This window comes from Devosia riboflavina (assembly GCF_000743575.1).
Lineage (GTDB): Bacteria > Pseudomonadota > Alphaproteobacteria > Rhizobiales > Devosiaceae > Devosia > Devosia riboflavina.
Genome location: NZ_JQGC01000013.1, coordinates 30,392 through 52,512 on the forward strand (window position 1 = coordinate 30,392; position 22,121 = coordinate 52,512).

A 22,121-nucleotide genomic window follows, 5' to 3' on the forward strand; every position below is an offset into this window, starting at 1 on the left:
ATGCTGCAATGGCAGCAATGAGGCTTGAAGCCTATATCAGCGGGCGTTTTCGCTCCTTCGGTTTCTCCCAGTCGGCAAGCGCGCGCAGCCCTTCTGCATCGACGATCTCACAGCTCCGGTCGAGCCACTGGATGAGGCCCCTTTCCGCCAGTTTGCGGAGTGTCTTGTTGGTATGCACGATCGACAGGCCCAGCGTGTCGGCCACATGCTGCTGCGTGACGGGTATGTGGAGGGATTTGTAGGAAATCTTCCCCAGCGCCTCGGCCCGGCTATGGAGAAAGGCAAGGAGATAGGCGGCGCGTTCCACCGCCGTCCGGCGCCCGACGCTCAAGAGGTGTTCGTCCAGCATCCGCTCTTCTCGGGCTGCCAGCCACGTCACATCGAAGCCGAGGCCGGGATAGCCTTCGAAAAGACTGTCGAGCTTGTCGCGCTGGAAGACGCAGAGCACCACCGTGGTGAGCGCCTCCACGGAATGCTCCATCTCCCCCATGATCGAGCCCTGCAACCCCAATAGATCGCCCGGCAGCAGATAGTTCAATATCTGCCGCCGCCCATCCGGCAGCGTCTTGAACCGAAAGGCCCAGCCCGAGAGGACCGTATAAAGGTGGGGGCTGTGAGCCCCTTCGGAGAGGATGGTCGAGCCCGCTTCAGCCACCAGCTCGCCTCGTTTGAAGGACGAAACGAAGCGCAGTTCCTGATCGGTGAAATCCCGAAAACCGGACATGCCGCGCAACGGACATTGCTCGCACGGCACGCGACGGCCGGTGCTGGGAAGAACGAGGCTCAATGGGAAGTCCCAGTCGGTTCATGGCTTGGTGGCTGCTCAACGCCCCATCGCCAAACCCGTTCCACGACATGTCTTTTTTAAATGACACCCAACCTTGGCAGCGCCCACAAGCGGGCTACCTTACCACGGATAGGTGATATGCTTTCTGGCCGCACGGTGCTGATCGTCGAGGCTCAATACCTCATTGCCCTTGATCTGCAGAATACCCTGGACCCACTGGATCCCGGAAAGGTCGTCATCGCCCAGAACCCGGGTCACGCCCGGGAACTTGCCGAGGATTGGGCCAACTGTGCCCTCGCCATCGTCGAAGTCGAACGGGAACTGCCCGAGCACATCGCGCTTGTCGGCGAATTGCAGCGCAAGGGAGTTCCCGTGATCGGACTGACTGCAGATGTCGATCTTCAGCAGCACCTGAACTTTACGGGAACCCCGATCCTGCTCAAGCCCGCGCCTTCCGAGCGCACACTCGCCCTCATTGCTCAGCTTTTTGAGACTCAGAAGGAGTGATTGGTCGTTGTGACCTGCGTTGACAGAGCATCCGGGCCATAGTCGGATTCTCCGCTCACCTTGAGCATGTCCTGCAGGCGCGATCGTGCGCGGCTGACGCGGCTCTTCATCGTTCCCACGGCGCAATCGCAAATCTCGGCGGCTTCTTCATAGGAAAAGCCCGAGGCACCGATGAGAATGATGGCTTCGCGCTGGTCGTCCGGCAGCTCCGCCAGGGCTTTCTTGAAATCCTCCAGATCCATCGCGCCATATTGGGAAGGATGCACGGAGAGGCGTTCGGTGAAAGCGCCGTCGCTATCCTGCACTTCCCGTCCGCGCTTGCGCATCTGGCTGTAGAATTCGTTGCGCAGGATAGTGAAAAGCCAGGCCTTGATATTGGTACCCATTTCAAAGCTGGACTGCTTTGCCCAGGCCTTCATCACAGTGTCCTGCACGAGGTCATCGGCCTTGTCGTGCTTGCCCGTCAGCGAGACGGCAAAAGCGCGCAGGCTCGGAAGTGTGGACAGCATTTCTCGCTTAAACGAGGGGGTCTCGGTCGCCATGCGATCAGTCTCCGCCCTGCGATGTCTGCTTGGTCTGGGCCCGCTCGGCATTATCGAGCTTCTCCAACAGATCGAGGAGCTGGTCTGGAACCCCCTCCTCCTGTACGGCTCCATAAAGAGCCCGCAACCGCGAACCAATATCCGAAGTTGGACCCAGTCCGTCATCCGGCTGAAGCCGCATGCGCTGTTGGCTCGCAAAATTATCTTTCGTCATACCCTAACTCTAGCTTCCCGGGGCTTGCCGCTACCGATCAGAAATTCCGTTCGTCAAAAATAGTTCCAAGGCCACGGAACTTTTCTTTTGCGCGGCGATTTACTCAACTCGTGAAGTCACGATCTTAAGCGTCACTGGAGTTCCTATATGTCATTGTCCACGCGGATCGCGCCGCACCTGCCTTACCTCCGGCGTTTTTCCCGGGCGGTTACAGGGTCGCAGACGTCTGGCGACGCCTATGTCGCAGCCACGCTGGAAGCACTGATCTCAGACATTTCCCTCTTCCCGGAGGCGTCGAGCGATCGGATTGCATTGTACAAGCTCTTCTCGGCGCTGTTTACCTCGTCTTCCGTCGACATTCCGGCTCCCACGTCCAGCTTCGCCTGGGAGCAGCGCGCGGCGCGAAACCTGGCCAACCTGTCGCCCCGCCCCCGCCAGGCCTTCCTGCTTGTCGCCGTCGAGGGCTTTACCCATGCACAGGCCGCCGAAGTGCTCGATGTCAGCGACACAGAGTTCGCAAGCTTCCTCGACGAGGCCTCGAACGAGATTTCGCGTCAGGTGGCGACCGAAATCATGATCATCGAAGACGAACCACTGATCGCCATGGATATCGAGCAGATGGTGGAAAGCCTCGGCCACAAGGTGGTCAGCATCGCCCGCACCCATGCCGAGGCGATCAAGCTGTTCAACCAGACCAATCCGCGCATGATCCTGGCCGACATCCAGCTCGCCGATGGCAGCTCGGGCATCGATGCGGTCAACGATATCCTCAACACCCATTCGGTGCCGGTGATCTTCATCACCGCATTCCCCGAACGCCTCCTGACGGGCGAACGTCCCGAGCCCACCTTCCTCGTGACGAAGCCTTTCAATCCCGATATGGTGAAGGCGCTGATCAGCCAGGCGCTGTTCTTCGAAGATGGCTCCCGCGCTGCGGCGTAACCTCCATCCTCCCATGCAAACTCAAAAGCCGGCTCCGCCGGCTTTTTTGTTGCCTTCAGGAACTTGCCAAGTCGTTCAACGTTTATTCGACAAGACAACTCATGGAGGCACCCATGCTCTATTACGCCCTCGTCTTTCTCGTCATCGCCCTGATCGCCGGCGTGCTCGGCTTCGGCGGTATTGCCGGCGCTTCTGCCGGCATCGCGCAGATTCTGTTTTTCCTGTTCCTGGCATTCCTCGTGGTGTCGCTGGTCATCGGCCTCTTCCGCCGGACCTAGAAATCGGGAAGCTCAAACAAAAGGCGGCCATCTGGCCGCCTTTTTTCATGGTCCGGGGAAGAGCTTACTCGTCTTGCCGGTCCAGTTGTAGATCAGCAGTCCGACCCACTCCTTGATCGCAGCCGTGGTGACATTCACGTTCTGCACGGGGTTGGCGATGTCAAAACCGAAACTCTGCTGCCCGGGCGTACGGTAGTCGGTTGGCCAGGGGATGACCGACAGCCCTGTTTTCTCGAAAATCCCGACCGACCGCGGCATGTGATATGCCGATGTGACAAGAACGATCGTTCCATCGGCGCTCTGCCCCAGCAGTTCCTTGGTATTGGCGACGTTTTCGTCGGTATTGCGCGACTCTCCCTCAAGCACCAGCCGATCCCGAGCAATTCCGAAGGCGAGAAAGAAACGCTCCGCCGTCGTTGCCTCCGCCTCTCCTTCATCTGTCAGGGCTCCGCTGCCGCCACTGATGAAGATCTTTGCAGTGGGATACGCCTGGGCAAGCCAAAGCGTCGTCGTCAGCCGATCGCCTGCATCGTTGAGTTCCGTGATCTGCCGGGCGGAACTCGGCCGTTCCAGCGTTGCGCCACCCAGCATGATGATGGCATCGACGTCGTCGGGCGGCATCGCCGGGACGGCAAAGTGGTCCTCAAGGGGTTGCATGATCAGATAGCCCAGATTGGTGAAGCTCACCGTTCCGTGGATCAGGAGGCCAAGGACAAGTGCCGTCGCCGCCAGCCGCCGCCTTCCCCAAAAGAGTGTCGCTACGGCGATCAGCATCAGCAGGAAGACCACGCTAAGGGGCTGGGCCAGCAACCAGAAGACCTTCGACGCCAGAAAGAACATCCATTTTCCTCATCAGCTTCCGCGCTCGCCTTGTGCCCGCATTCGCGCGCAAGGCCAAGTGCGCTGGGCACTATCGCTTTTTCCCCTTGCCTTATGCCCACCATTTGCTTTTGTTGGAGGCGGTCAAAATTGCCAGCCTCAAAAAAAGGCAATTGCCGTTCAGGAACGCCCGATCCCGGGTGACATGGTGAGCATGCACGAAGCTAGGCCCGCACGGGCGGGGACATCGCCGGTTGTAGAATTACGGGATTTGCACAAGTCCTTCGGCGCGTTGGAGGTCCTCAGAGGCATTTCCTTTTCGGCCCGTGAAGGCGAAGTCATTTCGCTCATCGGCTCGTCCGGCTCCGGCAAATCGACACTTTTGCGCTGCATCAACATGCTCGAAGTTCCCGACGACGGCGACGTGCTGATCGACGGCGAGCCGATCAAGCTGCGCGGCACCGGCCAGAACCGGCACATTGCCGACGAAGCCCAGATCCGCCGCATCCGTTCCGAACTCGGCATGGTGTTCCAGTCGTTCAATCTCTGGGCACATATGACGATCCTCGAAAACGTCATGGAAGCCCCGCTTGTCGTGCAGGGGCGCCAGCGTGCCGAGGTTGAGACCGAAGCCCGCGCCATGCTCGACAAGGTCGGCATTGGCTCCAAGACCGACGCCTATCCGTCGCAGCTTTCCGGCGGCCAGCAGCAGCGCGCTGCCATCGCCCGCGCCCTCTGCATCAATCCGCGCGTCATGCTCTTCGACGAGCCGACCTCGGCCCTTGATCCCGAGCTTGAAGTGGAAGTCCTGCGCGTCATCAAGGTTCTGGCCGACGAAGGCCGCTCTATGGTGCTGGTGACCCACGACATGGAATTCGCCCGCTCGGTCTCGGACAAGGTCATCTTCCTCCACCAGGGCCAGATCGAGGAAGAAGGCACGCCGGACGAAGTGTTCGGCGCCACCAAATCGGCCCGCCTCAAACAGTTCCTAAACGCCGCCAGCCACAGCTAGCGGCTCCATCCAGACCCGGCCAAACCGGGCAGACATGCGACGTCAAACGCAACGGAGACAACATGAAGAAGATTATGCTGGCAGCAGTCGCCGCACTCGCCCTCGGCGGTTCGGCCATGGCGCAGGAATCCATCCGCATCGCCACCGAAGGCGCCTATGCCCCGTGGAATTTCCTCGATGACAGCGGCAAGCCCGCCGGTTTCGAAATCGACCTCGGCAATGCCATCTGCGAAAAGGCAGGCCTCACCTGCGAATGGCTCATCAATGACTGGGATTCCATCATCCCGAACCTGCTCGCCGGCAACTACGATCTGATCATGGCCGGCATGTCGATCACCGACGAACGCCTCGAAACCATCGACTTCACCCAGAACTACTTCCCGCCCGATCCCTCCAAGTTCGTCGCCACGGCCGGCACCGAGATCGACTTTGCCGCTCTCTCCGGCAAGCGCGTCGGCGTCCAGGGCGGCACCATCCAGGCTGCCTATGCCGAAGAAAACTTCGCTTCGGGCAATACCGTCGTGACCTTCGCCACCGCCGACCAGGCCATGGCTGACCTCGCCGCCGGCAATCTCGACACCATCCTCGCCGACGGCGCCTATCTCGAGCCCGTCGTTGCCGCTTCCGGTGGCGCCATCGCCTTCGTCGGCGAAGACGTCCTGATCGGCAATGGCGTCGGTGGTGGCCTCCGTAAGGAAGATACCGAACTCAAGGCCAAGCTCGACGAAACCCTGACCGCCCTCAAGGCTGACGGTACCGTTGATGAGCTGATCGCCAAGTGGTTCGAAGGCCGCGGCCCCTACTTCGCCGAATAAGGCTTTTCCGGGCGAGGAGCCAAACCGCCCCTCGCCCGCCTCCCGAACTGGTGCAAGCCACATGACCGACGACATCGCCTATTGGTTCAGCTATCTGACCAACGGCAAGCATCTGACCTGGTATGCCAGCTTCCAGTTCACAATTTTCGCCGCCTTGATGGGCGGTGCGCTGGCCGTCGTCTTCGGCCTCCTCGGCGCGACCCTCAAGAACTCGCGTTTTCTCCCCCTGCGCCTCATCGGCACGTTCTATTCGTCCATCGTCCGCGGCGTGCCCGATGTTCTCTTCTTCCTCTTCTTCCCGCTGGCCTTCGAGCAGGGCGTTGAGTGGCTCGTCGCCAGCCAGATCTGTACGCCCGAAGCCATCGCTGCCCAGACGGCCGCCTGGCCGCCCTGCAAGGAAGCCAACTGGTTCCTCGGCACCACGGAATATCTGCTGCTCGCTAGCGTTTCGCTCGGCCTCGTCTATGGCGCCTTCGCCACCAATGTCATTCACGGCGCCCTGCGCTCGGTACCCAATGGGCAGCTTGAAGCCGCCCGCGCCTTCGGCATGTCGCCCGGCCAGGTGCTGTGGCGCATCCAAATCCGCCAGATGTGGGTCTATGCCCTGCCCGGCCTCTCCAATGTCTGGATGCTGATCGTCAAGGCAACCTCGCTGCTCTCGCTGCTGCAGATTGCCGATATCGTGCTCTGGGCCGACCGCCTCGGCGCGCCGAACTTCCTGCCCGCTGTGGGCCTCGTGCATGAGGATTGGCGCTGGCGCTACTACCTCGTGCTCTTCGTCTTCTACATCCTCGTCACCTGGCTCTCCGAGCGCGCCTTCGAGGCAATCATGCGCCGAGCCGGCAAGGGTATTCTGAGCGAGGCGCGCGTCTGATGCAGGCCTTCCTCAACGATCTCGCCCTGATGTCGCAGGCGGTCCTGTTCAATATCTACTTCGCCGCTGCCTCCATCCCCATCGGCTTCGTGCTGGCCGTCTTCCTCGCCCTCGGCAAGGCCTCGCCTAACCCGATCATCAACCGCCTCACCCGCGGTTACATCTACGCCTTCCGCGGCTCGCCGCTCTTCATCCAGTTCTTCATGTTCTATTCCCTGGCCCTGTCGCTCAATATCGCGGTGTGGAAGCCACTCGGGATTTCTGGCTTCGTGCTCCACCCGCTCTTCATGGGGCCGCTGGTGCTGGTGCTGAACACGGCCGCCTATACTGGCGAAATCTTCTACGGCGCCCTCCGCGCTGTGCCGCGCGGCGAGGTCGAAGCCGCCCGCGCCTATGGCATGTCCCGCAGCCAGCAGTTCCGCCGCGTCATCTGGCCCAATCTCATTCGCCTGGCCTGGCCGGCCTATACCAATGAAGTGGTTTTCCTCTTCCACGCCACCGCCATCGTCTATTTCGCCCTGCCAGTCGTCGGCGCCCAAGCCGACCTGATGATCACGGCAAAAACCCTTTTCGAACGCGACTACAATGCTTTCCTCCACTTCTCGGTGGCGGCGCTCTACTTCCTCGCGGTGTCGCTGGTGGTTTTCTTCCTCTTCGGTCTCGTCTATCAGCGCCTGATGCGCCACCTGCCGGCGCCGCCGCGCATGCGCTACCGGCCCAAATGGATGCGCTAATAGGAGCGACACCATGAAGATCATCGCCGACCTCTGCATCGTTCCCATGGGCGTGGGGCCATCGGTCTCCGCCTATATCAGGGAAGTCCGCGACATCCTCGCGGGCACCGGCCTCACTCATGAAATGCACGCCAATGGCACCAATATCGAAGGCGAGATGAGCGCGGTCAGCGCCGCCGTCGAAGCCTGCTGCCAGCGCCTCCACGAACTTGGCGTCGAGCGCATTTTCTGCACCATGCATTTCTCGACCCGTACCGACAAACCGCAGACCATGGCCGAAAAGCTCGCCCGTCTCGCCTGAGTTATCCGCACATGACCTTTGCCCAGCACCACCTCGACCTCCCCGGCGACGCCCCCGGCCAGACCACGCGGCTCTATTGGTACACTGTCGGCCCCGAGACCGCTGAAACCAAGGTCCACCTGCAGGCCGCTCTCCATGCCGACGAGCAGCCCGGCACCATGGCCATCCACCACCTCCTGCCCATGCTGCGCGACGCCGATGCCACCGGAAAGCTCCGCGCCCGCTTCGTGCTCTTCCCCTCGGTCAATCCGCTAGGGCTCGCCACTCGCGTGCTGCGCCGCCACATCGGCCGCTATGACCTAGAAAACGGCGTCAATTTCAACCGCCGCTGGCCCGACCTCTACCCTGCCATCGCCGAAAGCGTAAAAGGCAAGCTCGGCAGCGAAGCCAAGGCCGATGTCGCCACCATCCGCGCCGCCGTCGGCGCCTGGATCGACGCCCAAAGCCCCGTCACGGCCGGACAGAAGCTACGCCTCCACATCCTCAAATCCGCGCATGACGCCGACATCGTCCTCGACCTCCATTGCGACGACGAAAGCCTGATGCACATCTTCACCTCGCCCGACCTGATGCCGGGCCTGCAGGACCTTGCCGACCGCATGGGCGTCGCGGCAACCCTCACCGCCGAAGACAGCGGCGGCGGCTCCTTCGACGAAGTCCTGCCCAATCTCTTCCGCAAGGCGCAGCGCGCCAATCCCGATGCCGCCATTCCCATGGCCTGCGAAGCCGCCACGCTCGAATATCGCGGCCAGGCCGACACCCACGACGCATTTGGCATACTCGACGCCCAGGGCCTCTTCGATTTCTTCGTCGGCCGCGGCCTGATCGACCTGCCGCCTTCCGCGCCCGTCACGCCGGCCCCCGGCCCGACGCCCTTCGAAGCAACCGAAGTGCTACGCACCTCAAAACCCGGCCTCCTCGCCTATCGCGTCGAGCTGGGTCAGGAAGTGAAAGCCGGCGATATCGTTGCCGACCTCATCGCCATGGATGGTCCCGAAGCCTTTGTCGGCCGCACGCCAATTCGCGCCGGCACCAGCGGCTTCATCCTCTCCCGCGCCTCGGCAAAGTTCGCTGTCGCCGGTTCCGCCGTCGCCAAGATCGTGGGCAAGGACATTCTGCCCAGCCGCGCCGGGGGCTACCTGCTCGAAGACTGACGGGTAGCAAGTCGGGCCATCGCGGCCCGCACCCCTGCGGCATCGAGAGGCTTGGCGATGACGCCAGCCGCTCCGGCCACGAGCGCCTTGCGGCGCTCGCCCAGCATGCAGATCATCAGCACGGGAATGTCGCTGGTCTCGGGGTCCGCCTTGAGCGCTGCCAGCAGGTCCCAGCCGTCAAATCCGGGCATCAAGACGTCGAGAAAAATGGCGCCCGGCCGCATGGACCGCGCAATTTGCAGCGCAGCCTGCGGCGCCCCGGTCAGGATAGGCACATGCCCGTCCCCGATCAGCAGCCTTTCAGCCACATCGAGGACATTCTGGTCGTCATTGACGACCAGAACACGCATTGGATCGCTTCCTTCGGTCGGCACAGTCTTGCCGGTCCGGTCGGACCGCAACGACGTCACGGCCCGTTGCATCGCTGCTCGAACACCCATCCCACACACCTTCCCGAATCGTCGGGCGAGTGTGGGCGGCGGCCCGTTCACGAGCCATGAACCCGATCGTTACAATCCAACCGACCCATGCTCGAGAGCGGTCATAACCCCCCGCAATTCCGCGAGACCCTTCATCCGGCCGATCGTGGGGTAGCCCGGCTGCGCCCGGCGCCCGAGATCGTCGAGAATGTCCTGCCCATGGTCAGGGCGCATCGGGATGATCGCGTCCTTGCGGCCCTCGGCCTTGCGCCGGCGCTCCTCGCGAACGATCGCCGCAATCAGGGCCACCATGTCGGTATCCCCGCCCAGATGCTCCGCCTCGAAGAACGAGCCGACGATATCGTCATTGTCGCGCTTCACATTACGCAGGTGCAGGAAGTGAACCTTGGACCCGAAGCGCTCCATCATCCCCGGCAGGTCATTGTCCGGCCGCGCGCCGAGGGATCCCGAGCACAGCGTCATGCCATTGCTGGGGCTCTCGACGGCATCGAGAATGTACTTGTAATCCTCTTCCGTCGACATGATGCGCGGCAGGCCCAGCAGAGCGAACGGAGGATCATCCGGGTGGCAGCAGAGCCGCAGGCCCAGCTTTTCCGCCTCCGGCACGACCTCTTCGAGGAAGTGCACAAAGTGCTTCCGCAACTGCTCACGGCTGATATTGCCGTATTCATCCAGATGCGCCTGCACGTCTTCCAGCGACATGGATTCCGTCGAACCCGGCAGGCCCATGGTGACGTTGCGGCCGAGCGTCTTCTTCTCGTCCTCGCTCATCGCCGCGACACGGCGTCCGGCCTCGTCGGCGATGGCATTGGTGTAGTCCGCCGCCGCGCCAGAGCGCTTCAGGATATAGATGTCGAACGCCGCGAAGTCATTGATATCGAAACGCATGCACGAGCCGCCATTGGGCACGGTCCAGCGCAAATCGGTGCGCGTCCAGTCGAGCACCGGCATGAAGTTGTAGCAGATGACCTCCATGCCGCTGTCGGCGAGGTTGCGCATGGAAATCTTGTAATTGGCAATGTGCTCGCGCCAATTGCCCTTCTGCTTCTTGACGTCCTCGCTGACAGGCAGGCTTTCCACCACGTCCCAGGTGAGGCCCGAGGGCGTGCCGTCCTTGCGCGTCGCGATTTCCTTGTAGCGCTTGGCAATCTCCTCCGGCGTCCAGACGACGCCATTGGGCACATGATGCAGCGCGCTCACGACGCCGACGGCACCGACCTGCGTAATATCATCGATGCTGCAAAGGTCCTTGGGGCCGAACCACCGCCAGGTCTGTCGCAAGTCTAAACTCCATTCTTGTATGGTAGATTGGCCCTAGCACATTCGCGCGCTAGAACTCTAGTCGTTTGCCAGCTTTATGAGGGTTTCCACATGGCAGGGCGTCCCCTCGCGGCACCAGCAGGCAAGGTTCTTGCCCGCGAGTTCAGCACGGATCTTTTCGCGCGATGGCCGCGGCCGATCTGCCTCGATCTCGCCGCGCATCCAGCGGGCGTGCCGTACCACTGCTTCGACCTGCGCCGCCGCCCGATCGAGCCCGGCTTCTTCCGCCACGGCATCGATGGTGAAGGGATTTCCCCAAGGTCCGGGCCGCGCCACCGAGTGGGCGGGCAGCCCATTGATTGCTTTGGAAATTGCCTGCAGATCGAAACCCGCCCGCCGCGACAGAACGATCCGAACCGGCCTCATTTTCGCATCTCCCGGTCGAAGACGAATTTCGGCATTTCCCACTTGAACATGATGGATAGCACGCGCAGCGGCAGGCCGACGCCCAGAGCTATCAGCAACGCCAGGTCCGACGGCAGCCCTGCCTTGTTGCCAAGGAAGTAGACGACGCCTGTAACTATCGACACGGTCGCATAGAGCTCGCCGCGAAAAACGAGCGGCACATCGTTGCACAAGACGTCGCGCATGATGCCGCCCACGATCCCCGTCACCATGCCCGCCACGATGACGATGATCGGATGTTCCATGGTTTCCATGGCAATATTGCAGCCGATGATCGTGAAGACCACGAGGCCCAGCGCATCGAGCAGAAGAAATGGCCAGCGCAGCCGGTGGACCACCCGCGCCGTGGCAATAGTGAGTAGCGCCGCGCAGCAGCAGAGCACCAGAATATAGGGGTTGTGCACCCAATAGAGCGGATAGTGGTCGAGAAACACGTCGCGCGCGGTGCCGCCACCCAGTGCCGTGATGCAGGCAATGAGGCAGACGCCGAACCAGTCCATGTTGCGCCGCCCCGCGGCGAGGGCCGCCGACATGGCGTCGGCCGTGATCGCAACATAGAACATCATGGTCAGCATGGAAGAATCCTGGCGGCAGGTCGAAACCGGGTTGTCGCCGCCACGTTACAGAAGCACCACTGGCCGTCCAGACCCGAGAAGGATTTGTCCCATGCGCCAGCCGAAAACCGTCCGTGCCCTCGAAACCTTCGGCCGCGTCCGCCTCTCCGAAAACTTCTTCATGCGCGAATTTTTGTATTCGGAAATCGCCGTCATCAACGGTTTTCAAAACATCCCGAACGATCCAGATCTCGCCATCGCAGCGGGCAAGCGCCTCTGCGAAGAACTGCTCGAACCCCTGCAGCAAAAGTTCGGCCGCCTCTCCGTCCGCTCCTCCTATCGCTCGCCCGAGGTCAACCACTTCGGCAATATCAACAAGCTCAATTGCGGCAGCAATGACAGCAATTTTGCCGGTCACATCTGGGATCGCCGCGATGCCAAAGGCCGCATGGGCGCAACCGCCTGCGTGATCGTCAACCGCTTCATCCCCTACTATGAGCGAACCGGCGACTGGGAAGCCATGGCCTGGTGGGTGCACGATCACTTGCCCTATTCCGATATGGAATTCTTCCCCAAATTCGCGGCCTTCAACCTGCAATGGCGGGAGGAGCCGGAGCGCGGCATCTACAGTTTTATCCCACCCCGCCGCGGCCGCCTCACCGAACCCGGCAAGCCCAATTGGGTTGGCCGGCATGATGAGGCCTATGCGGCAATGCTGGAGGAGTTGGACGCCCGATAGCACCAGTAGACCTCATCCTGAGCCTGTCGAAGGACGAGGTCGTGGCACCCAGGCACCCGACTACCCGACCTCGTGGTTCGACAAGCTCACCATGAGGTCTCAACAGTCAGAGAAAATCCGCCCGATGCGGTGCGAACACGTCGACCAACCGGCCCTTTTCCAGCGCCACGACGCCATGCACCAGACCCGACGGCACGATAAAGCTGCCGCCCTGCCCCACCACCTGCGTCTTGCCGTCGATGGTCACCTCAAAACTGCCCTCGGCGACATAGCTCACCTGAATATGCGGATGGCTATGGAGCGCGCCGACGGCGCCCTTGTCGAAGCCGAATTCGACCTGCATCACCTCCGGCGTATAGATCAGCACGCGGCGGGTATTGCCCGGCGCCAGTTCGGTCCATTCGGTTTCGTTGGGTTGGGCGAAAAACTTCTGTTCAGTCATAAAATCACCTTGCGAGCCAGCCGCCATCGACGGGGATGACGGCGCCATGCATGTAGTTGGAAGCAGGAGCGAGCAGAAACACTGCCGCATCGCCAATGTCGGACGGCACGCCCCAGCGCCCCGCCGGAATGCGTCCGAGAATGGACGCCGACCGATCGGGGTCGTTGCGCAACGCCTCGGTATTGTTGGTCTCGATATAGCCCGGGGCCACAGCATTCACATTGATGCCCTTGGCCGCCCATTCATTGGCAAGCAGCCGCGTAATCCCCAGCACACCACTCTTGGAAGCCGTGTAGCTCGCGACGCGAATACCGCCCTGAAAGCTGAGCATCGAAGCGATATTGACGATCCGCGCCGGCCGACTGGCCTCAATAGCCCTGCGGCCCAGCGACTGGGCAAGGAAGAACATCGTCTTGAGATTGATGTCCATCACCTGGTCCCAATCGGCCTCGGTGAAATCCACCGCGTCGACCCGCTTGATGATCCCGGCATTGTTGACGAGACCATCGATAGGACCATGCTGGTCCCAAGCCCCATCGAACATCGCCTGCGCTTCCTTGGTCGAACCAAGATCGGCCCGCACCTCGGCAAAGTCCGCGCCCTGCCCCACCATCAGCGAGGCTGTCTCTTCCATCGATGAGCGGCCTACACCGATCACGCGCCCGCCAGCCCGACCGATGGACAGGGCAATGCCCTGTCCAATGCCGGTATTGGCGCCGGTGACCATGACCGTCTTACCCGAAAGGCTGAATGCGCCGAGGTCCATCAGCGCAGATCCTCCATCGCCACCTTCTCGGCGTCCGTATAGTCGATATTGTCGCCGGCCATGGCCCAGATGAACGTATAGGACCCCGTACCAGCGCCAGCGTGAATGGACCAGGGTGGGGAAAGGATCGCCTGCTCGTTGCGGACGATCATATGCCTTGTTTCATCCGGCTCGCCCATCAGGTGCACCACAAGGGCGTCGGGCTTGAGATCGAAATAGAGATAGGCCTCCATGCGCCGATCATGCACATGCGCCGGCATCGTGTTCCACACGGAACCAGGGGCGAACTGGGTCAGGCCCACTACCAACTGACAGCTCTTGAGGCTGTTCGTATATTGGTAGATCGACCGCTCATTGGCAGTTTCGGCGCTGCCCATATCGAGGCGTTTTGCGCCCGATTGCTGCAGAAGCGTGGTTGGATGCGAGGCGTGAGCCGGAGCGCTCAGCAGATAGAATTTCGCGCCAGCGCCCGAGAACCGCACGTCTGTCGAACCCATCCCGACATAGAGCATGTCGCGCGGCCCGACTGCATGGTCAGTCCCATCAACCGAAATCGTTCCGGCCTCACCGATATTGACCGCGATCAGCTCGCGACGATCGAGGAAGTTTGCCGTGCCTGTGGGCTTGATCGCTTCGAGTACCAGTTCGCCCGAAGCCGGGACCGCGCCACCAACCGCCATGCGGTCATAATGCGTATAGGTCCAGCGCACCGCACCATCGGCAAAGAGATCATCGATCAGAAAGTTCTCGCGCAGCTCCGCCGTGCCCATGCCGGCAGCGCCAGCGGGATCGATGGCAAAACGGATGTCGAATTCGGTGCTCATGGTTTCTCCGGCAAATATATTGGAGTTGGCAATTCAGTGTTCGCCGCTCTGCTCGGCGAGACGGGCGCGATAGCGATCCTGGCTACGCGAGAGATGCTCGCGCATGGCCTCCCGCGCGCCATCGGCATTCTGGTCCGAGATGGCCAGCATGATGCGCTTGTGCTCTTCGTGGAGGCCTGCCTGATAGTCGTAGGTCAGCACGCTCTCCGTGCCCCAGGGCGAAGCGACGTCGCAGGGAATGGTCCGGCTCCCCAGCGCATCCAGCACTTCGATATAGAAGGGATTATTGGTTGCCGCCGCGACCGCCCGGTGGAAGGCGAAGTCGGTCTTGCCTGTCGGATTGCCCTGCTTCAGCAGGCGACCAAACTCGTTCCACGCCTCATGAATGGCTGCATCCTGGCTGGTGCTGCGCCGCATCGCCGCCAGACCCGCCGACTCGATCTCGATGCCCATGCGCACTTCGAGAACATTGAGCGCTACCGAAATCTTGTTGGAAGTCTCCCCACCAATCGCGGTGAAAGCGCTGGCCGCATTCGCCATCACGAACACCCCCGCCCCTTGCCGCGGCTGCACCGTGCCATCGGCGGCCAGCGCCGCGATGGCCTCGCGCACGACGGTCCGGCTGACGCCGAAATGCACGGTAAGCTGGCTTTCGGTCGGCAGCTTTTCGCCCGGCCCGAACTCGCCGGCCCCGATGCGCTTGCGCAGCGCATCGACGACCATTTCAGCGAGTTTGGGTTTCCGGGCCGGGATGGGGAGATCGACGATTGACATGATGCTTTACCGGAAGAGGCTCGGCAGCCAGAGCGAGAGCGCGGGAATATAGGTGACGAGCCCCAGCACGACGAGACCGGCCCCGTAGAACGGCCACACGCTCTTCATCGCATCCCACACCGATATCTTTGCGACGGCCGCCGCCACAAACTGTACGGGTCCAAGGGGCGGCGTATTGAGACCGATACCGAGATTGAGGATCATGATCACCCCGAAATGCACGGGATCGACGCCAAAGGCGGTGACCATGGGCAGGAAGATCGGCGTGGTGATGACGATCAGCGGCCCCATATCCATGAAGGTACCGAGCAGCAACAGCAGCACATTAATGAGCAGCAGCACCATCAGCGGATCGCTGGTCAGGTGCGAGATCGCCTCGGTCAGGATCGGCGCAACCTTGAGATAGGCCATGAGCCAGCCGAAGGACGCCGCCGCACCGATGATGAACAGCACCATGGACGTCGTGCGTACGGCGCCGGTGACGCAATGCACGAATTCTTTCCACCCCATGGAGCGGTAAACCAGCAGCGTCACCAGCAGCGCATAGAGCACGGCGATGCAGGAGCTTTCCGTGGCCGTGAAAATCCCCGAGCGCACCCCGCCGAAGATGATGACGATCAGCATCAGGCCGGGGATAGAGGTCAGGAAATACTGAAACGCCTTGGCAAATCCGGGGAACGGCTCCGTCGGATAGCCGCGCTTCACGGCGACGAAATAGGCCGTGACCATCAGCGCAGCCGCCAGCAGCAGGCCCGGAATGATGCCTGCGGTGAAAAGGTCGGCGATGGAAATACGCCCGCCGCCCGACAGCGAATAGATGATCATATTATGGCTGGGCGGCAGCAGCAGCGCGATGAGCGCCGCCATCGAGGTCACATTGACCGCATAGTCAGCGCCATAGCCTCGCGCCTTCATCTGCGGGATCATGATGCCACCAACGGCTGCAGCCTCGGCCACGGCCGAACCGGAAATGCCGCCGAACAGCGTCGAAGCAGCCACATTGACCTGCCCCAGCCCGCCGCGCACATGGCCGATGATCGACCCGGCAAACTGGATGATACGGGCGGCAATGCCCCCGCGCATCATCAGGTCGCCGGCAAAAATGAAGAACGGGATGGCCATCAGCGTAAAGGCCGAAACGCCGGAATTGAGCTGCTGGAACACAACGATAGCCGGACGGCCGATATAGATGACCGTCGCAAAACTCGCGATGCCGAGGCAGAAGGCGATGGGCGTGCCCACCAGCATGAGCGCCGTGAAGACGCCGAAGAGAATCCAGTATTCCATATTGTCCTCAGTCCGCCGTCATCGTGGCATCGGCTTCGATGTCGTCCACATTCTCGCCGGCAGCACGCAACAAGATGCGCTCGAGCGAGAACAGGCACATGAGGGCGCCGGAAATCACGATCGGAAGATAGGTAAAGGTCTGCGGCAGGCCGAGAACCGGAATCCGCACGCTCCATCCGCGCAAGGCCAGTTCGCCGCCGTAAAACACCATGCCCGCAGCGAAGGCCAGTATGGCCACGTCGCTGATGGCGCGGAGCCACGGCTTGCCGGCGGGTGGCAGGAAATAGAGCAGAACGTCAAAGCCCATGTGGAAATTTTCCCGCACGCCGACCGCGGCGCCGAGGAAAATGAACCAGCTCATGATCATGATCGAACCGGACTCGGTCCAGGCCGGCGACGAATTGACGATGAAGCGCATATAGACCTGATAGGCGACGATCGCGGTCATGGCGACGAGACCAAAGCCGGCAACCCAGAGCGACGCATCCGAGAGCCCGCGCAGAACCGCGCTGATCTTTTTGAGCCGGTCTTTCATGGTGGATACTCCTGCAGGAAAACCGGGCCGATCGAAACCGGCCCGGTTTTGCGTCAGCCTTCAGTGGCCTGGATGCGGGCCACGAGATCCTGCAGCTTCGGATCGGTGACATACTTTTCGTAGACCGGCTTCATGGCCTCAATGAACGGAGCCTTGTCGACTTCGTTGATGACGGCGCCGAGCGCTTCCACCGCAGCCTTGGATTCGACTTCCTTGGCAACCCAGAGTTCGCGCTGAGCAGCAACGGATTCCTTGGCGGCTTCGCGGAACAGCGCCTGATCTTCGGGGGTAAGACCATCCCAGACGACCTTGGAAATCACCAGGACTTCCGGCACCATCAGGTGCTCGTCGAGCGAGTAGAACTTGGCGACTTCGGCGTGGCCGGCCGTGTCGAAGCTCGGATAGTTGTTTTCCGCGCCTTCGATAACGCCGGTCTGGATGGCCGAATAGACTTCGCCATAGGGCATGGGCGTGGCATTGGCGCCCAGGGCGCCGACCATGTCGACGAAAATGTCCGACTGCATGACGCGGAACTTCAGGCCTTCCATATCAGCCGGCGACGTGATCGGCTTTTCACTGTTGTAGAAGGAGCGCGCGCCGCCATCGTAGAAGGCGAGAGCCACGACATCCACGGCGTCGAAGGCCTTGAGGATTTCTTCGCCGATCGGGCCATCGAGCACATTGTGGAAGTGGTCGGCCGAGCGGAAGATATAGGGCAACTGGGTAACCGTGGCTTCCGGTACCTGGGTACCGAAGGCGCCGATCGAGATGCGGTTCATGTCGATCACGCCGAACTGGGTCTGTTCGATCGTGTCGGCTTCCTGGCCGAGCTGGGCCGAGTGGAACACTTCCACGGAATAGCGGCCATCGGTCTTCGCGCTCAGCAGTTCGCCGAACTTCTTGACCGCTTCGACGGTCGGATAGCCATCGGGATGGGTATCGGAAGAGCGCAGCACCGTCTGGGCGCTGGCAGCCGAAACCATAAGCGAAGTCGCGATGACGGCGACAGCCGCCATCTTTGGCAGATGAAACATTGGTGTCCTCCCAAAATCCAACACGGCGGCTCCTCCACGAACCGCGCATGCCTGGCCGATCCAGCCGGCCCGCGACGCCGCCTCTTGCATGAGCCAGCGCCATGGATAGAACTGGTATGGAAGGACAAGTGACAAGTCAACATACAATTCATTGTATGTTGTATGATGACTTTGAGGGGACGACGAAGGTGCCGCGATTGGCGGCGCCTTGTGGTTGTTACTTGGCTGTTTGAGCCCTCTCCGGCCGTCATCCCGGCGAAGGCCGGGATCCATCTTGAGATCTCAGGATGGGCCCCGGCCTCCGCCGGGGTGACAAACGAGTTCTTGAGAGCAGCAAACCGAAGAGACTAAATGTGGATCGCCCCGTCGCCCAGAGCGAGCGCAGCTTCGCGCACGGCTTCCGACAGGGTCGGGTGGGCATGGGTGGTGCGTGCCAGGTCTTCGGCAGCGCCGGAGAATTCCATCAGCGTCACGAGTTCATGGATCATCTCGCCGGCATTCTTGCCCACGATATGGGCGCCGAGCACGCGGTCGGTCTCCACGTCGGCGAGGATCTTCACAAAGCCCTGAGTTGCCAGCATAGCCTTGGCACGGCCATTGGCGGTGAAGGGGAACTTGCCGATCTTGTAGTTGACGCCGGCTGCCTTCAGTTCGTCCTCGGTCTTGCCAACGGAAGCGACTTCCGGATTGGTGTAAACGACCGACGGGATAGCGGCATAGTTCACGTGGCCAGCCTGGCCAGCCAGGACTTCGGCAACGGCAATACCTTCGTCTTCAGCCTTGTGCGCCAGCATCGGGCCGGCAATCACGTCGCCGATGGCATAGATGCCGTCGACCGAGGTCTTGTAGTGGCCATCGACATGCACGCGACCGCGCTCGTCGAGCGCCACGCCGGCGAGATCGAGGCCCAGGCCTTCGGTGAACGGCTTGCGGCCGATGGCGACCAGCGCCACGTCGGCATCGATCAGTTCGACTTCGCCACCCTTGGCAGGCTCGACGCGCACCTTGAGCGAGCCGTCTTCCTGCTTGTCGACGCCCGCAACCTTGCTCGAGAGCTTGAATTCCATGCCCTGCTTCTGCAGCATGCGCTGGAACTGGCGGGCCACCTCGCTGTCCATGCCGGGCAGGATGCGGTCGAGATATTCGACCACGGTCACCTGCGAGCCAAGGCGCGCCCAGACCGAACCGAGCTCAAGCCCGATCACGCCGGCGCCGATAACAAGCAGACGCGCCGGCACCTTGCCCAGCGTCAGCGCGCCGGTCGAGGTAACGACGGTCTTCTCATCGATCTCGATGCCCGGCAGGTTGGTCGAAACCGAACCCGTGGCGATGACGATGTTCTTGGTCAGGACTTCGGTCTGCGGACCGGACTGCGGTGTCACCAGCACCTTGCCGGCGGCCGGGATGGAACCAATGCCGCGGAAGACGGTGATCTTGTTCTTCTTGAACAGATAATCGACGCCGCCAACGTTGGAAGCGACCACGTCAGCCTTGTGGTTCATCATCTGCGGTAGGTTGAGAACCGGCGCCGGAATGTCGATGCCGAGCGTCTTGAAGCTGTGGCCGGCTTCTTCAAAGAGCTCGGAAGCGTGCAGAAGTGCCTTGGAAGGAATGCAGCCGATATTGAGGCAGGTGCCGCCCAGCGTCGGCCACTTCTCGACCACGGCAACCTTGAGCCCGAGCTGCGCGGCGCGAATGGCGCCCACATAGCCGCCGGGGCCGGAGCCGATAACTACTAGGTCGAATTGGTCTGCCATGATCTTCAAAGCCTCAGAAAAGTTTAGCGCTGCTGTGCCAGCGCGACGCGAACGGCCAACGCCAGGAATGTAATGCCGGTCACCCGATTAAACCACCGGCCGACTCGGAAAAAGCCCTGTCGCACCGAAGGGGTCGTAAAGAAAACCGACACCAATGCGAACCAGGCAAAAAGCATAAGGCTCATGCTGCCCACGTAGATAACTTTTATTTCGCCCGGCGTGTGGATCGACACCAGCGAAGTAAAGAGCGCGAGGAAGAAGAGCACCGCTTTTGGATTGAGCAGATTGGTCAGGAAACCGAGCGCGAATGCGGTCATGTCACCACGTCGGGCGTCGGATGCATCCATCTCGACGGGCGGCTGCGGAGGCGGGCTGCGCAGGGCGGCAATGGCGAGCCAGACGAGATAAGCGACGCCCAACCACTTCAAAATGTTGAACAAAAGCAGCGACTGCCCGACGATGACGCCCACTCCAAGCAGCGTATAAGTGCCGTGAACGAGGATCGATGTCGCTATGCCTGCAGAGGTGAAGAGCGCGGCGCGGCGGTTGTGCACCACCGACTGTCGCAGCACCATGGCGAAATCGGCGCCGGGAATGACCGCATTGATGCCGAAGGCCAGCATGAGGCCTGCAAATTCGAGCCAGGGAAAATCCATGATTGCACCGCAAGGTTAAGCGCGGCAAGCGTTACACCACTGGCTGCCGGGCGGCAATGCGGCGCCCGGCAAGGCCCCCTGCCCCCGGCGGAGGAGACCGCCGGCCCGGTCGGCTTAGAAGGCTACGCCGACAAAGAGCAGGAAGAGACCGATGGCCGACACGAACCATATGCTGGATCGCAGGAACGGAATGTCGATGAAATAGGCGGGCAAATAGGCAAGGCGCGCCCAGAACCAGATTTGCGCGCCCCATTGGGTGAGCCCGTCGGAGCGCCCGGCGAGTTCGGTAGCCACGGCAAGCGCAATGAAGATGCCGTAGGTTTCGAGAAAATTGCGCAGCGCCTTTTCGCCGCGCGCGGTCCACTTGTTCGGAGCGCGCTCATTGTCTCGCGGCGTACCGGCAAAGATCACACCATAGTCCATTCGATAAAGTGTTGATTGTACAACGATATAGGCCACGGCCAGCGCCGCGCTCCAGATCAGCAAAGTGAGTTCGATGCTCATGCAGAATTCCCTGGTGAACTATTTTCTAAACGAAACGGGGCTGCGGTCGGATCAGCTTGCGCAACCTGAAAAGCTGAAGACATCACCCGGATCGCCATCGAACTCGGTCTCGCGATAGAACGAGTACCAGAGCGATGACGCGAGCCGCGGCAACAGCACCTGCCGTGCCGGCGCTCCATCCATTTCTTGTGGCATCATTTCGATGCCGCTGTCGGTGAGCACATAGGCCGTATTGTTCGTCTCTTCGGCAAACCGGCATGTCTTGCTTCCACCCGGCTCGCACGGCCCCTCCACGCTCCATAGCGGCGTCGAATAGCCATTGGGCCACATGATCGCGCCGGTGAGTGTACCACCCGATTTGAGCCCGAGGATAAATGAGGCCGTCTGGTTGCCTGGCGCGTCGCGCGGCACCGGCTGGAACTGCAGCGTCCAGCCATCCGCCTGCGCGTATGTCGCCCGCTCGAAGGGACAATCGGGCGCTGCCATGGCGGCAGTCGAACCCAACAAAGTCGCAAATACCGCTAGCCAGCGCATGCCCAATCTCCCCGCAATACGAGGAGTTTAGGCGAGCCATCGGCCATGGCAAGACGGATCAGGAGGAGGCGATTTCCTGAGCGCGCTTCAGCGGCGCTGGTAGCTGGTTGTTGATGTCGAGCGCGCCGGAATCGACCTGTTCGAGGAAAGCCCGGCAAAAGCTGTTCTTGTCGGCCGCCTGGTTGTAGGCGGTCATGATCTGCGAGCCGCCATAGGTTTCGGCCGCCTGCTGCTGGCCTTCGGCGGCACCGCCGAGGCTGATGATGACGCGATCTGCCAGGTCCAAAAAACCGATATTCCTGAGATACCAATTGTCTGCGGCGGTTTTGTAGGCGCCGTCGAGGCCGGTGGTTTCGTAGCAATGGGTGGTCATCACCTGCACGATGGCCTGGGAGCCATGGAAGGCCATGAGCTCGCCGATGAGCTGGCTATTGGCGGCGGAATCGTCCTGGGCCTGAGCGGGGATAACCAGGCTCACGAGGGAAACGACCAGGGCCAGACAGGAACGCAAACCACATCTCCGGTGGGTATGACAATGATACGACAGCGCTATGCTTAGGGGGTGTATGCG

The 22,121-nt window shown here is 61.4% G+C and carries 30 protein-coding genes; 10 read left to right on the forward strand and 20 right to left on the reverse strand.

The features are described from left to right. Positions 1-31: 31 nt before the first annotated feature. Positions 32-787, reverse strand: coding sequence for a Crp/Fnr family transcriptional regulator (locus JP75_RS14135; protein ID WP_051960719.1), 756 nt, complete (start codon positions 785-787; stop codon positions 32-34). A gap of 138 nt (positions 788-925) precedes the next feature. Between JP75_RS14135 and JP75_RS14140 the strand changes: the two genes are divergently transcribed. Next, positions 926-1,294, forward strand: coding sequence for a response regulator (locus JP75_RS14140; protein ID WP_035084036.1), 369 nt, complete (start codon positions 926-928; stop codon positions 1,292-1,294). On the opposite strand, the gene JP75_RS14145 is transcribed toward JP75_RS14140, so the two are convergent. Together JP75_RS14145 and JP75_RS14150 are read right to left on the reverse strand one after the other, a co-directional pair. Further along, positions 1,282-1,836: an RNA polymerase sigma factor gene (locus tag JP75_RS14145; RefSeq protein WP_035084038.1), complete on the reverse strand. Its 555-nt coding sequence runs from the start codon at positions 1,834-1,836 to the stop codon at positions 1,282-1,284. The two genes, JP75_RS14140 and JP75_RS14145, sit on opposite strands and share 13 nt — an antisense overlap. A 4-nt stretch (positions 1,837-1,840) precedes the next feature. Then, the gene (locus tag JP75_RS14150) at positions 1,841-2,050 is read right to left on the reverse strand and encodes a NepR family anti-sigma factor (protein ID WP_035084041.1); all 210 of its coding nucleotides are present in this window, start codon (positions 2,048-2,050) and stop codon (positions 1,841-1,843) included. A gap of 147 nt (positions 2,051-2,197) precedes the next feature. On the opposite strand from JP75_RS14150, the gene JP75_RS14155 reads away from it, so the two are divergent. Together JP75_RS14155 and JP75_RS25910 are read left to right on the forward strand one after the other, a co-directional pair. After that, positions 2,198-2,992: a response regulator gene (locus JP75_RS14155; protein WP_035084042.1), complete on the forward strand. Its 795-nt coding sequence runs from the start codon at positions 2,198-2,200 to the stop codon at positions 2,990-2,992. Between the two features lie 113 nt (positions 2,993-3,105). Then, on the forward strand, positions 3,106-3,270 hold the full coding sequence (locus JP75_RS25910; RefSeq protein ID WP_035084044.1) for a DUF1328 domain-containing protein: 165 nt from the start codon (positions 3,106-3,108) through the stop codon (positions 3,268-3,270). 45 nt (positions 3,271-3,315) lie between these two features. On the opposite strand, the gene JP75_RS14165 is transcribed toward JP75_RS25910, so the two are convergent. Then, on the reverse strand, positions 3,316-4,110 hold the full coding sequence (locus tag JP75_RS14165) for a YdcF family protein (protein ID WP_035084046.1): 795 nt from the start codon (positions 4,108-4,110) through the stop codon (positions 3,316-3,318). 193 nt (positions 4,111-4,303) lie between these two features. Between JP75_RS14165 and JP75_RS14170 the strand changes: the two genes are divergently transcribed. From JP75_RS14170 to JP75_RS14195, 6 genes are all read left to right on the forward strand, one after another. Further along, complete coding sequence (locus JP75_RS14170) at positions 4,304-5,101, forward strand: ABC transporter ATP-binding protein (protein WP_035084258.1); 798 nt, start codon at positions 4,304-4,306, stop codon at positions 5,099-5,101. Positions 5,102-5,163: 62 nt separating this feature from the next. Further along, positions 5,164-5,916 (forward strand): transporter substrate-binding domain-containing protein, encoded by a 753-nt coding sequence (locus JP75_RS14175; RefSeq protein ID WP_051960720.1) that lies wholly within the window; start codon positions 5,164-5,166, stop codon positions 5,914-5,916. 61 nt (positions 5,917-5,977) lie between these two features. Next, positions 5,978-6,790, forward strand: a complete 813-nt coding sequence (locus tag JP75_RS14180; RefSeq protein ID WP_035084048.1) for an ABC transporter permease subunit — start codon at positions 5,978-5,980, stop codon at positions 6,788-6,790. Beyond that, positions 6,790-7,524 carry an ABC transporter permease gene (locus JP75_RS14185; protein WP_035084051.1) on the forward strand — a complete coding sequence of 245 codons (735 nt, stop codon included), beginning with the start codon at positions 6,790-6,792 and terminating at the stop codon, positions 7,522-7,524. Before JP75_RS14180 ends, JP75_RS14185 begins: the two co-directional genes overlap by 1 nt. Positions 7,525-7,537: 13 nt before the next feature. Continuing rightward, a complete protein-coding gene (locus JP75_RS14190; protein ID WP_035084053.1) occupies positions 7,538-7,825 on the forward strand; it encodes an MTH1187 family thiamine-binding protein in 288 nt (95 codons plus the stop codon). An 11-nt stretch (positions 7,826-7,836) separates the two neighbouring features. After that, positions 7,837-8,979, forward strand: a complete 1,143-nt coding sequence (locus JP75_RS14195) for a succinylglutamate desuccinylase/aspartoacylase family protein (protein ID WP_035084055.1) — start codon at positions 7,837-7,839, stop codon at positions 8,977-8,979. Here JP75_RS14195 and JP75_RS14200 read toward each other — a convergent pair. The 4 genes from JP75_RS14200 to JP75_RS14215 form a co-directional block, all read right to left on the reverse strand. Then, positions 8,961-9,329, reverse strand: a complete 369-nt coding sequence (locus tag JP75_RS14200; RefSeq protein WP_035084057.1) for a response regulator — start codon at positions 9,327-9,329, stop codon at positions 8,961-8,963. The genes JP75_RS14195 and JP75_RS14200 overlap by 19 nt on opposite strands. Positions 9,330-9,488: 159 nt before the next feature. Next, entirely contained in the window at positions 9,489-10,700 is a 1,212-nt protein-coding gene (uxuA, locus tag JP75_RS14205) for a mannonate dehydratase (protein WP_035084059.1), read from the reverse strand. A gap of 57 nt (positions 10,701-10,757) precedes the next feature. Beyond that, the gene (locus JP75_RS14210) at positions 10,758-11,105 is read right to left on the reverse strand and encodes a DUF4326 domain-containing protein (protein ID WP_035084062.1); all 348 of its coding nucleotides are present in this window, start codon (positions 11,103-11,105) and stop codon (positions 10,758-10,760) included. After that, positions 11,102-11,719 carry a trimeric intracellular cation channel family protein gene (locus tag JP75_RS14215; protein ID WP_035084064.1) on the reverse strand — a complete coding sequence of 206 codons (618 nt, stop codon included), beginning with the start codon at positions 11,717-11,719 and terminating at the stop codon, positions 11,102-11,104. The genes JP75_RS14210 and JP75_RS14215 overlap by 4 nt, the downstream gene beginning before the upstream one ends. Positions 11,720-11,810: 91 nt before the next feature. Here JP75_RS14215 and JP75_RS14220 point away from each other — a divergent pair, with 91 nt between their 5' ends. Then, on the forward strand, positions 11,811-12,437 hold the full coding sequence (locus tag JP75_RS14220; protein WP_035084067.1) for a hypothetical protein: 627 nt from the start codon (positions 11,811-11,813) through the stop codon (positions 12,435-12,437). A gap of 106 nt (positions 12,438-12,543) precedes the next feature. On the opposite strand, the gene JP75_RS14225 is transcribed toward JP75_RS14220, so the two are convergent. The 12 genes from JP75_RS14225 to JP75_RS14280 all read right to left on the reverse strand — a co-directional run bounded on the left by JP75_RS14225 (position 12,544) and on the right by JP75_RS14280 (position 22,061). Beyond that, positions 12,544-12,879: a cupin domain-containing protein gene (locus tag JP75_RS14225; RefSeq protein ID WP_035084264.1), complete on the reverse strand. Its 336-nt coding sequence runs from the start codon at positions 12,877-12,879 to the stop codon at positions 12,544-12,546. 4 nt (positions 12,880-12,883) lie between these two features. Then, positions 12,884-13,645: a 2-dehydro-3-deoxy-D-gluconate 5-dehydrogenase KduD gene (gene kduD / locus JP75_RS14230; protein WP_035084069.1), complete on the reverse strand. Its 762-nt coding sequence runs from the start codon at positions 13,643-13,645 to the stop codon at positions 12,884-12,886. After that, the gene (kduI, locus tag JP75_RS14235; protein WP_035084071.1) at positions 13,645-14,469 is read right to left on the reverse strand and encodes a 5-dehydro-4-deoxy-D-glucuronate isomerase; all 825 of its coding nucleotides are present in this window, start codon (positions 14,467-14,469) and stop codon (positions 13,645-13,647) included. The genes kduD and kduI overlap by 1 nt, the downstream gene beginning before the upstream one ends. Before the next feature lie 33 nt (positions 14,470-14,502). Further along, positions 14,503-15,243, reverse strand: a complete 741-nt coding sequence (locus tag JP75_RS14240; RefSeq protein ID WP_035084073.1) for a FadR/GntR family transcriptional regulator — start codon at positions 15,241-15,243, stop codon at positions 14,503-14,505. A 6-nt stretch (positions 15,244-15,249) separates the two neighbouring features. Then, positions 15,250-16,530, reverse strand: a complete 1,281-nt coding sequence (locus JP75_RS14245; RefSeq protein WP_035084075.1) for a TRAP transporter large permease — start codon at positions 16,528-16,530, stop codon at positions 15,250-15,252. Positions 16,531-16,537: 7 nt separating this feature from the next. Then, on the reverse strand, positions 16,538-17,065 hold the full coding sequence (locus JP75_RS14250) for a TRAP transporter small permease (protein WP_035084078.1): 528 nt from the start codon (positions 17,063-17,065) through the stop codon (positions 16,538-16,540). A 53-nt stretch (positions 17,066-17,118) separates the two neighbouring features. Continuing rightward, positions 17,119-18,099: a TRAP transporter substrate-binding protein gene (locus tag JP75_RS14255; RefSeq protein ID WP_035084081.1), complete on the reverse strand. Its 981-nt coding sequence runs from the start codon at positions 18,097-18,099 to the stop codon at positions 17,119-17,121. Positions 18,100-18,446: 347 nt separating this feature from the next. After that, positions 18,447-19,856, reverse strand: a complete 1,410-nt coding sequence (gene lpdA, locus JP75_RS14260) for a dihydrolipoyl dehydrogenase (protein ID WP_035084084.1) — start codon at positions 19,854-19,856, stop codon at positions 18,447-18,449. 23 nt (positions 19,857-19,879) lie between these two features. Next, complete coding sequence (locus JP75_RS14265) at positions 19,880-20,512, reverse strand: LysE family translocator (protein ID WP_035084086.1); 633 nt, start codon at positions 20,510-20,512, stop codon at positions 19,880-19,882. A 114-nt stretch (positions 20,513-20,626) separates the two neighbouring features. Continuing rightward, a complete protein-coding gene (locus JP75_RS14270) occupies positions 20,627-21,016 on the reverse strand; it encodes an MAPEG family protein (protein ID WP_035084088.1) in 390 nt (129 codons plus the stop codon). Between the two features lie 51 nt (positions 21,017-21,067). After that, positions 21,068-21,550, reverse strand: coding sequence for a hypothetical protein (locus JP75_RS14275; RefSeq protein WP_035084090.1), 483 nt, complete (start codon positions 21,548-21,550; stop codon positions 21,068-21,070). 58 nt (positions 21,551-21,608) lie between these two features. Further along, positions 21,609-22,061, reverse strand: coding sequence for a hypothetical protein (locus JP75_RS14280; RefSeq protein WP_035084092.1), 453 nt, complete (start codon positions 22,059-22,061; stop codon positions 21,609-21,611). Positions 22,062-22,121 lie beyond the last annotated feature (60 nt).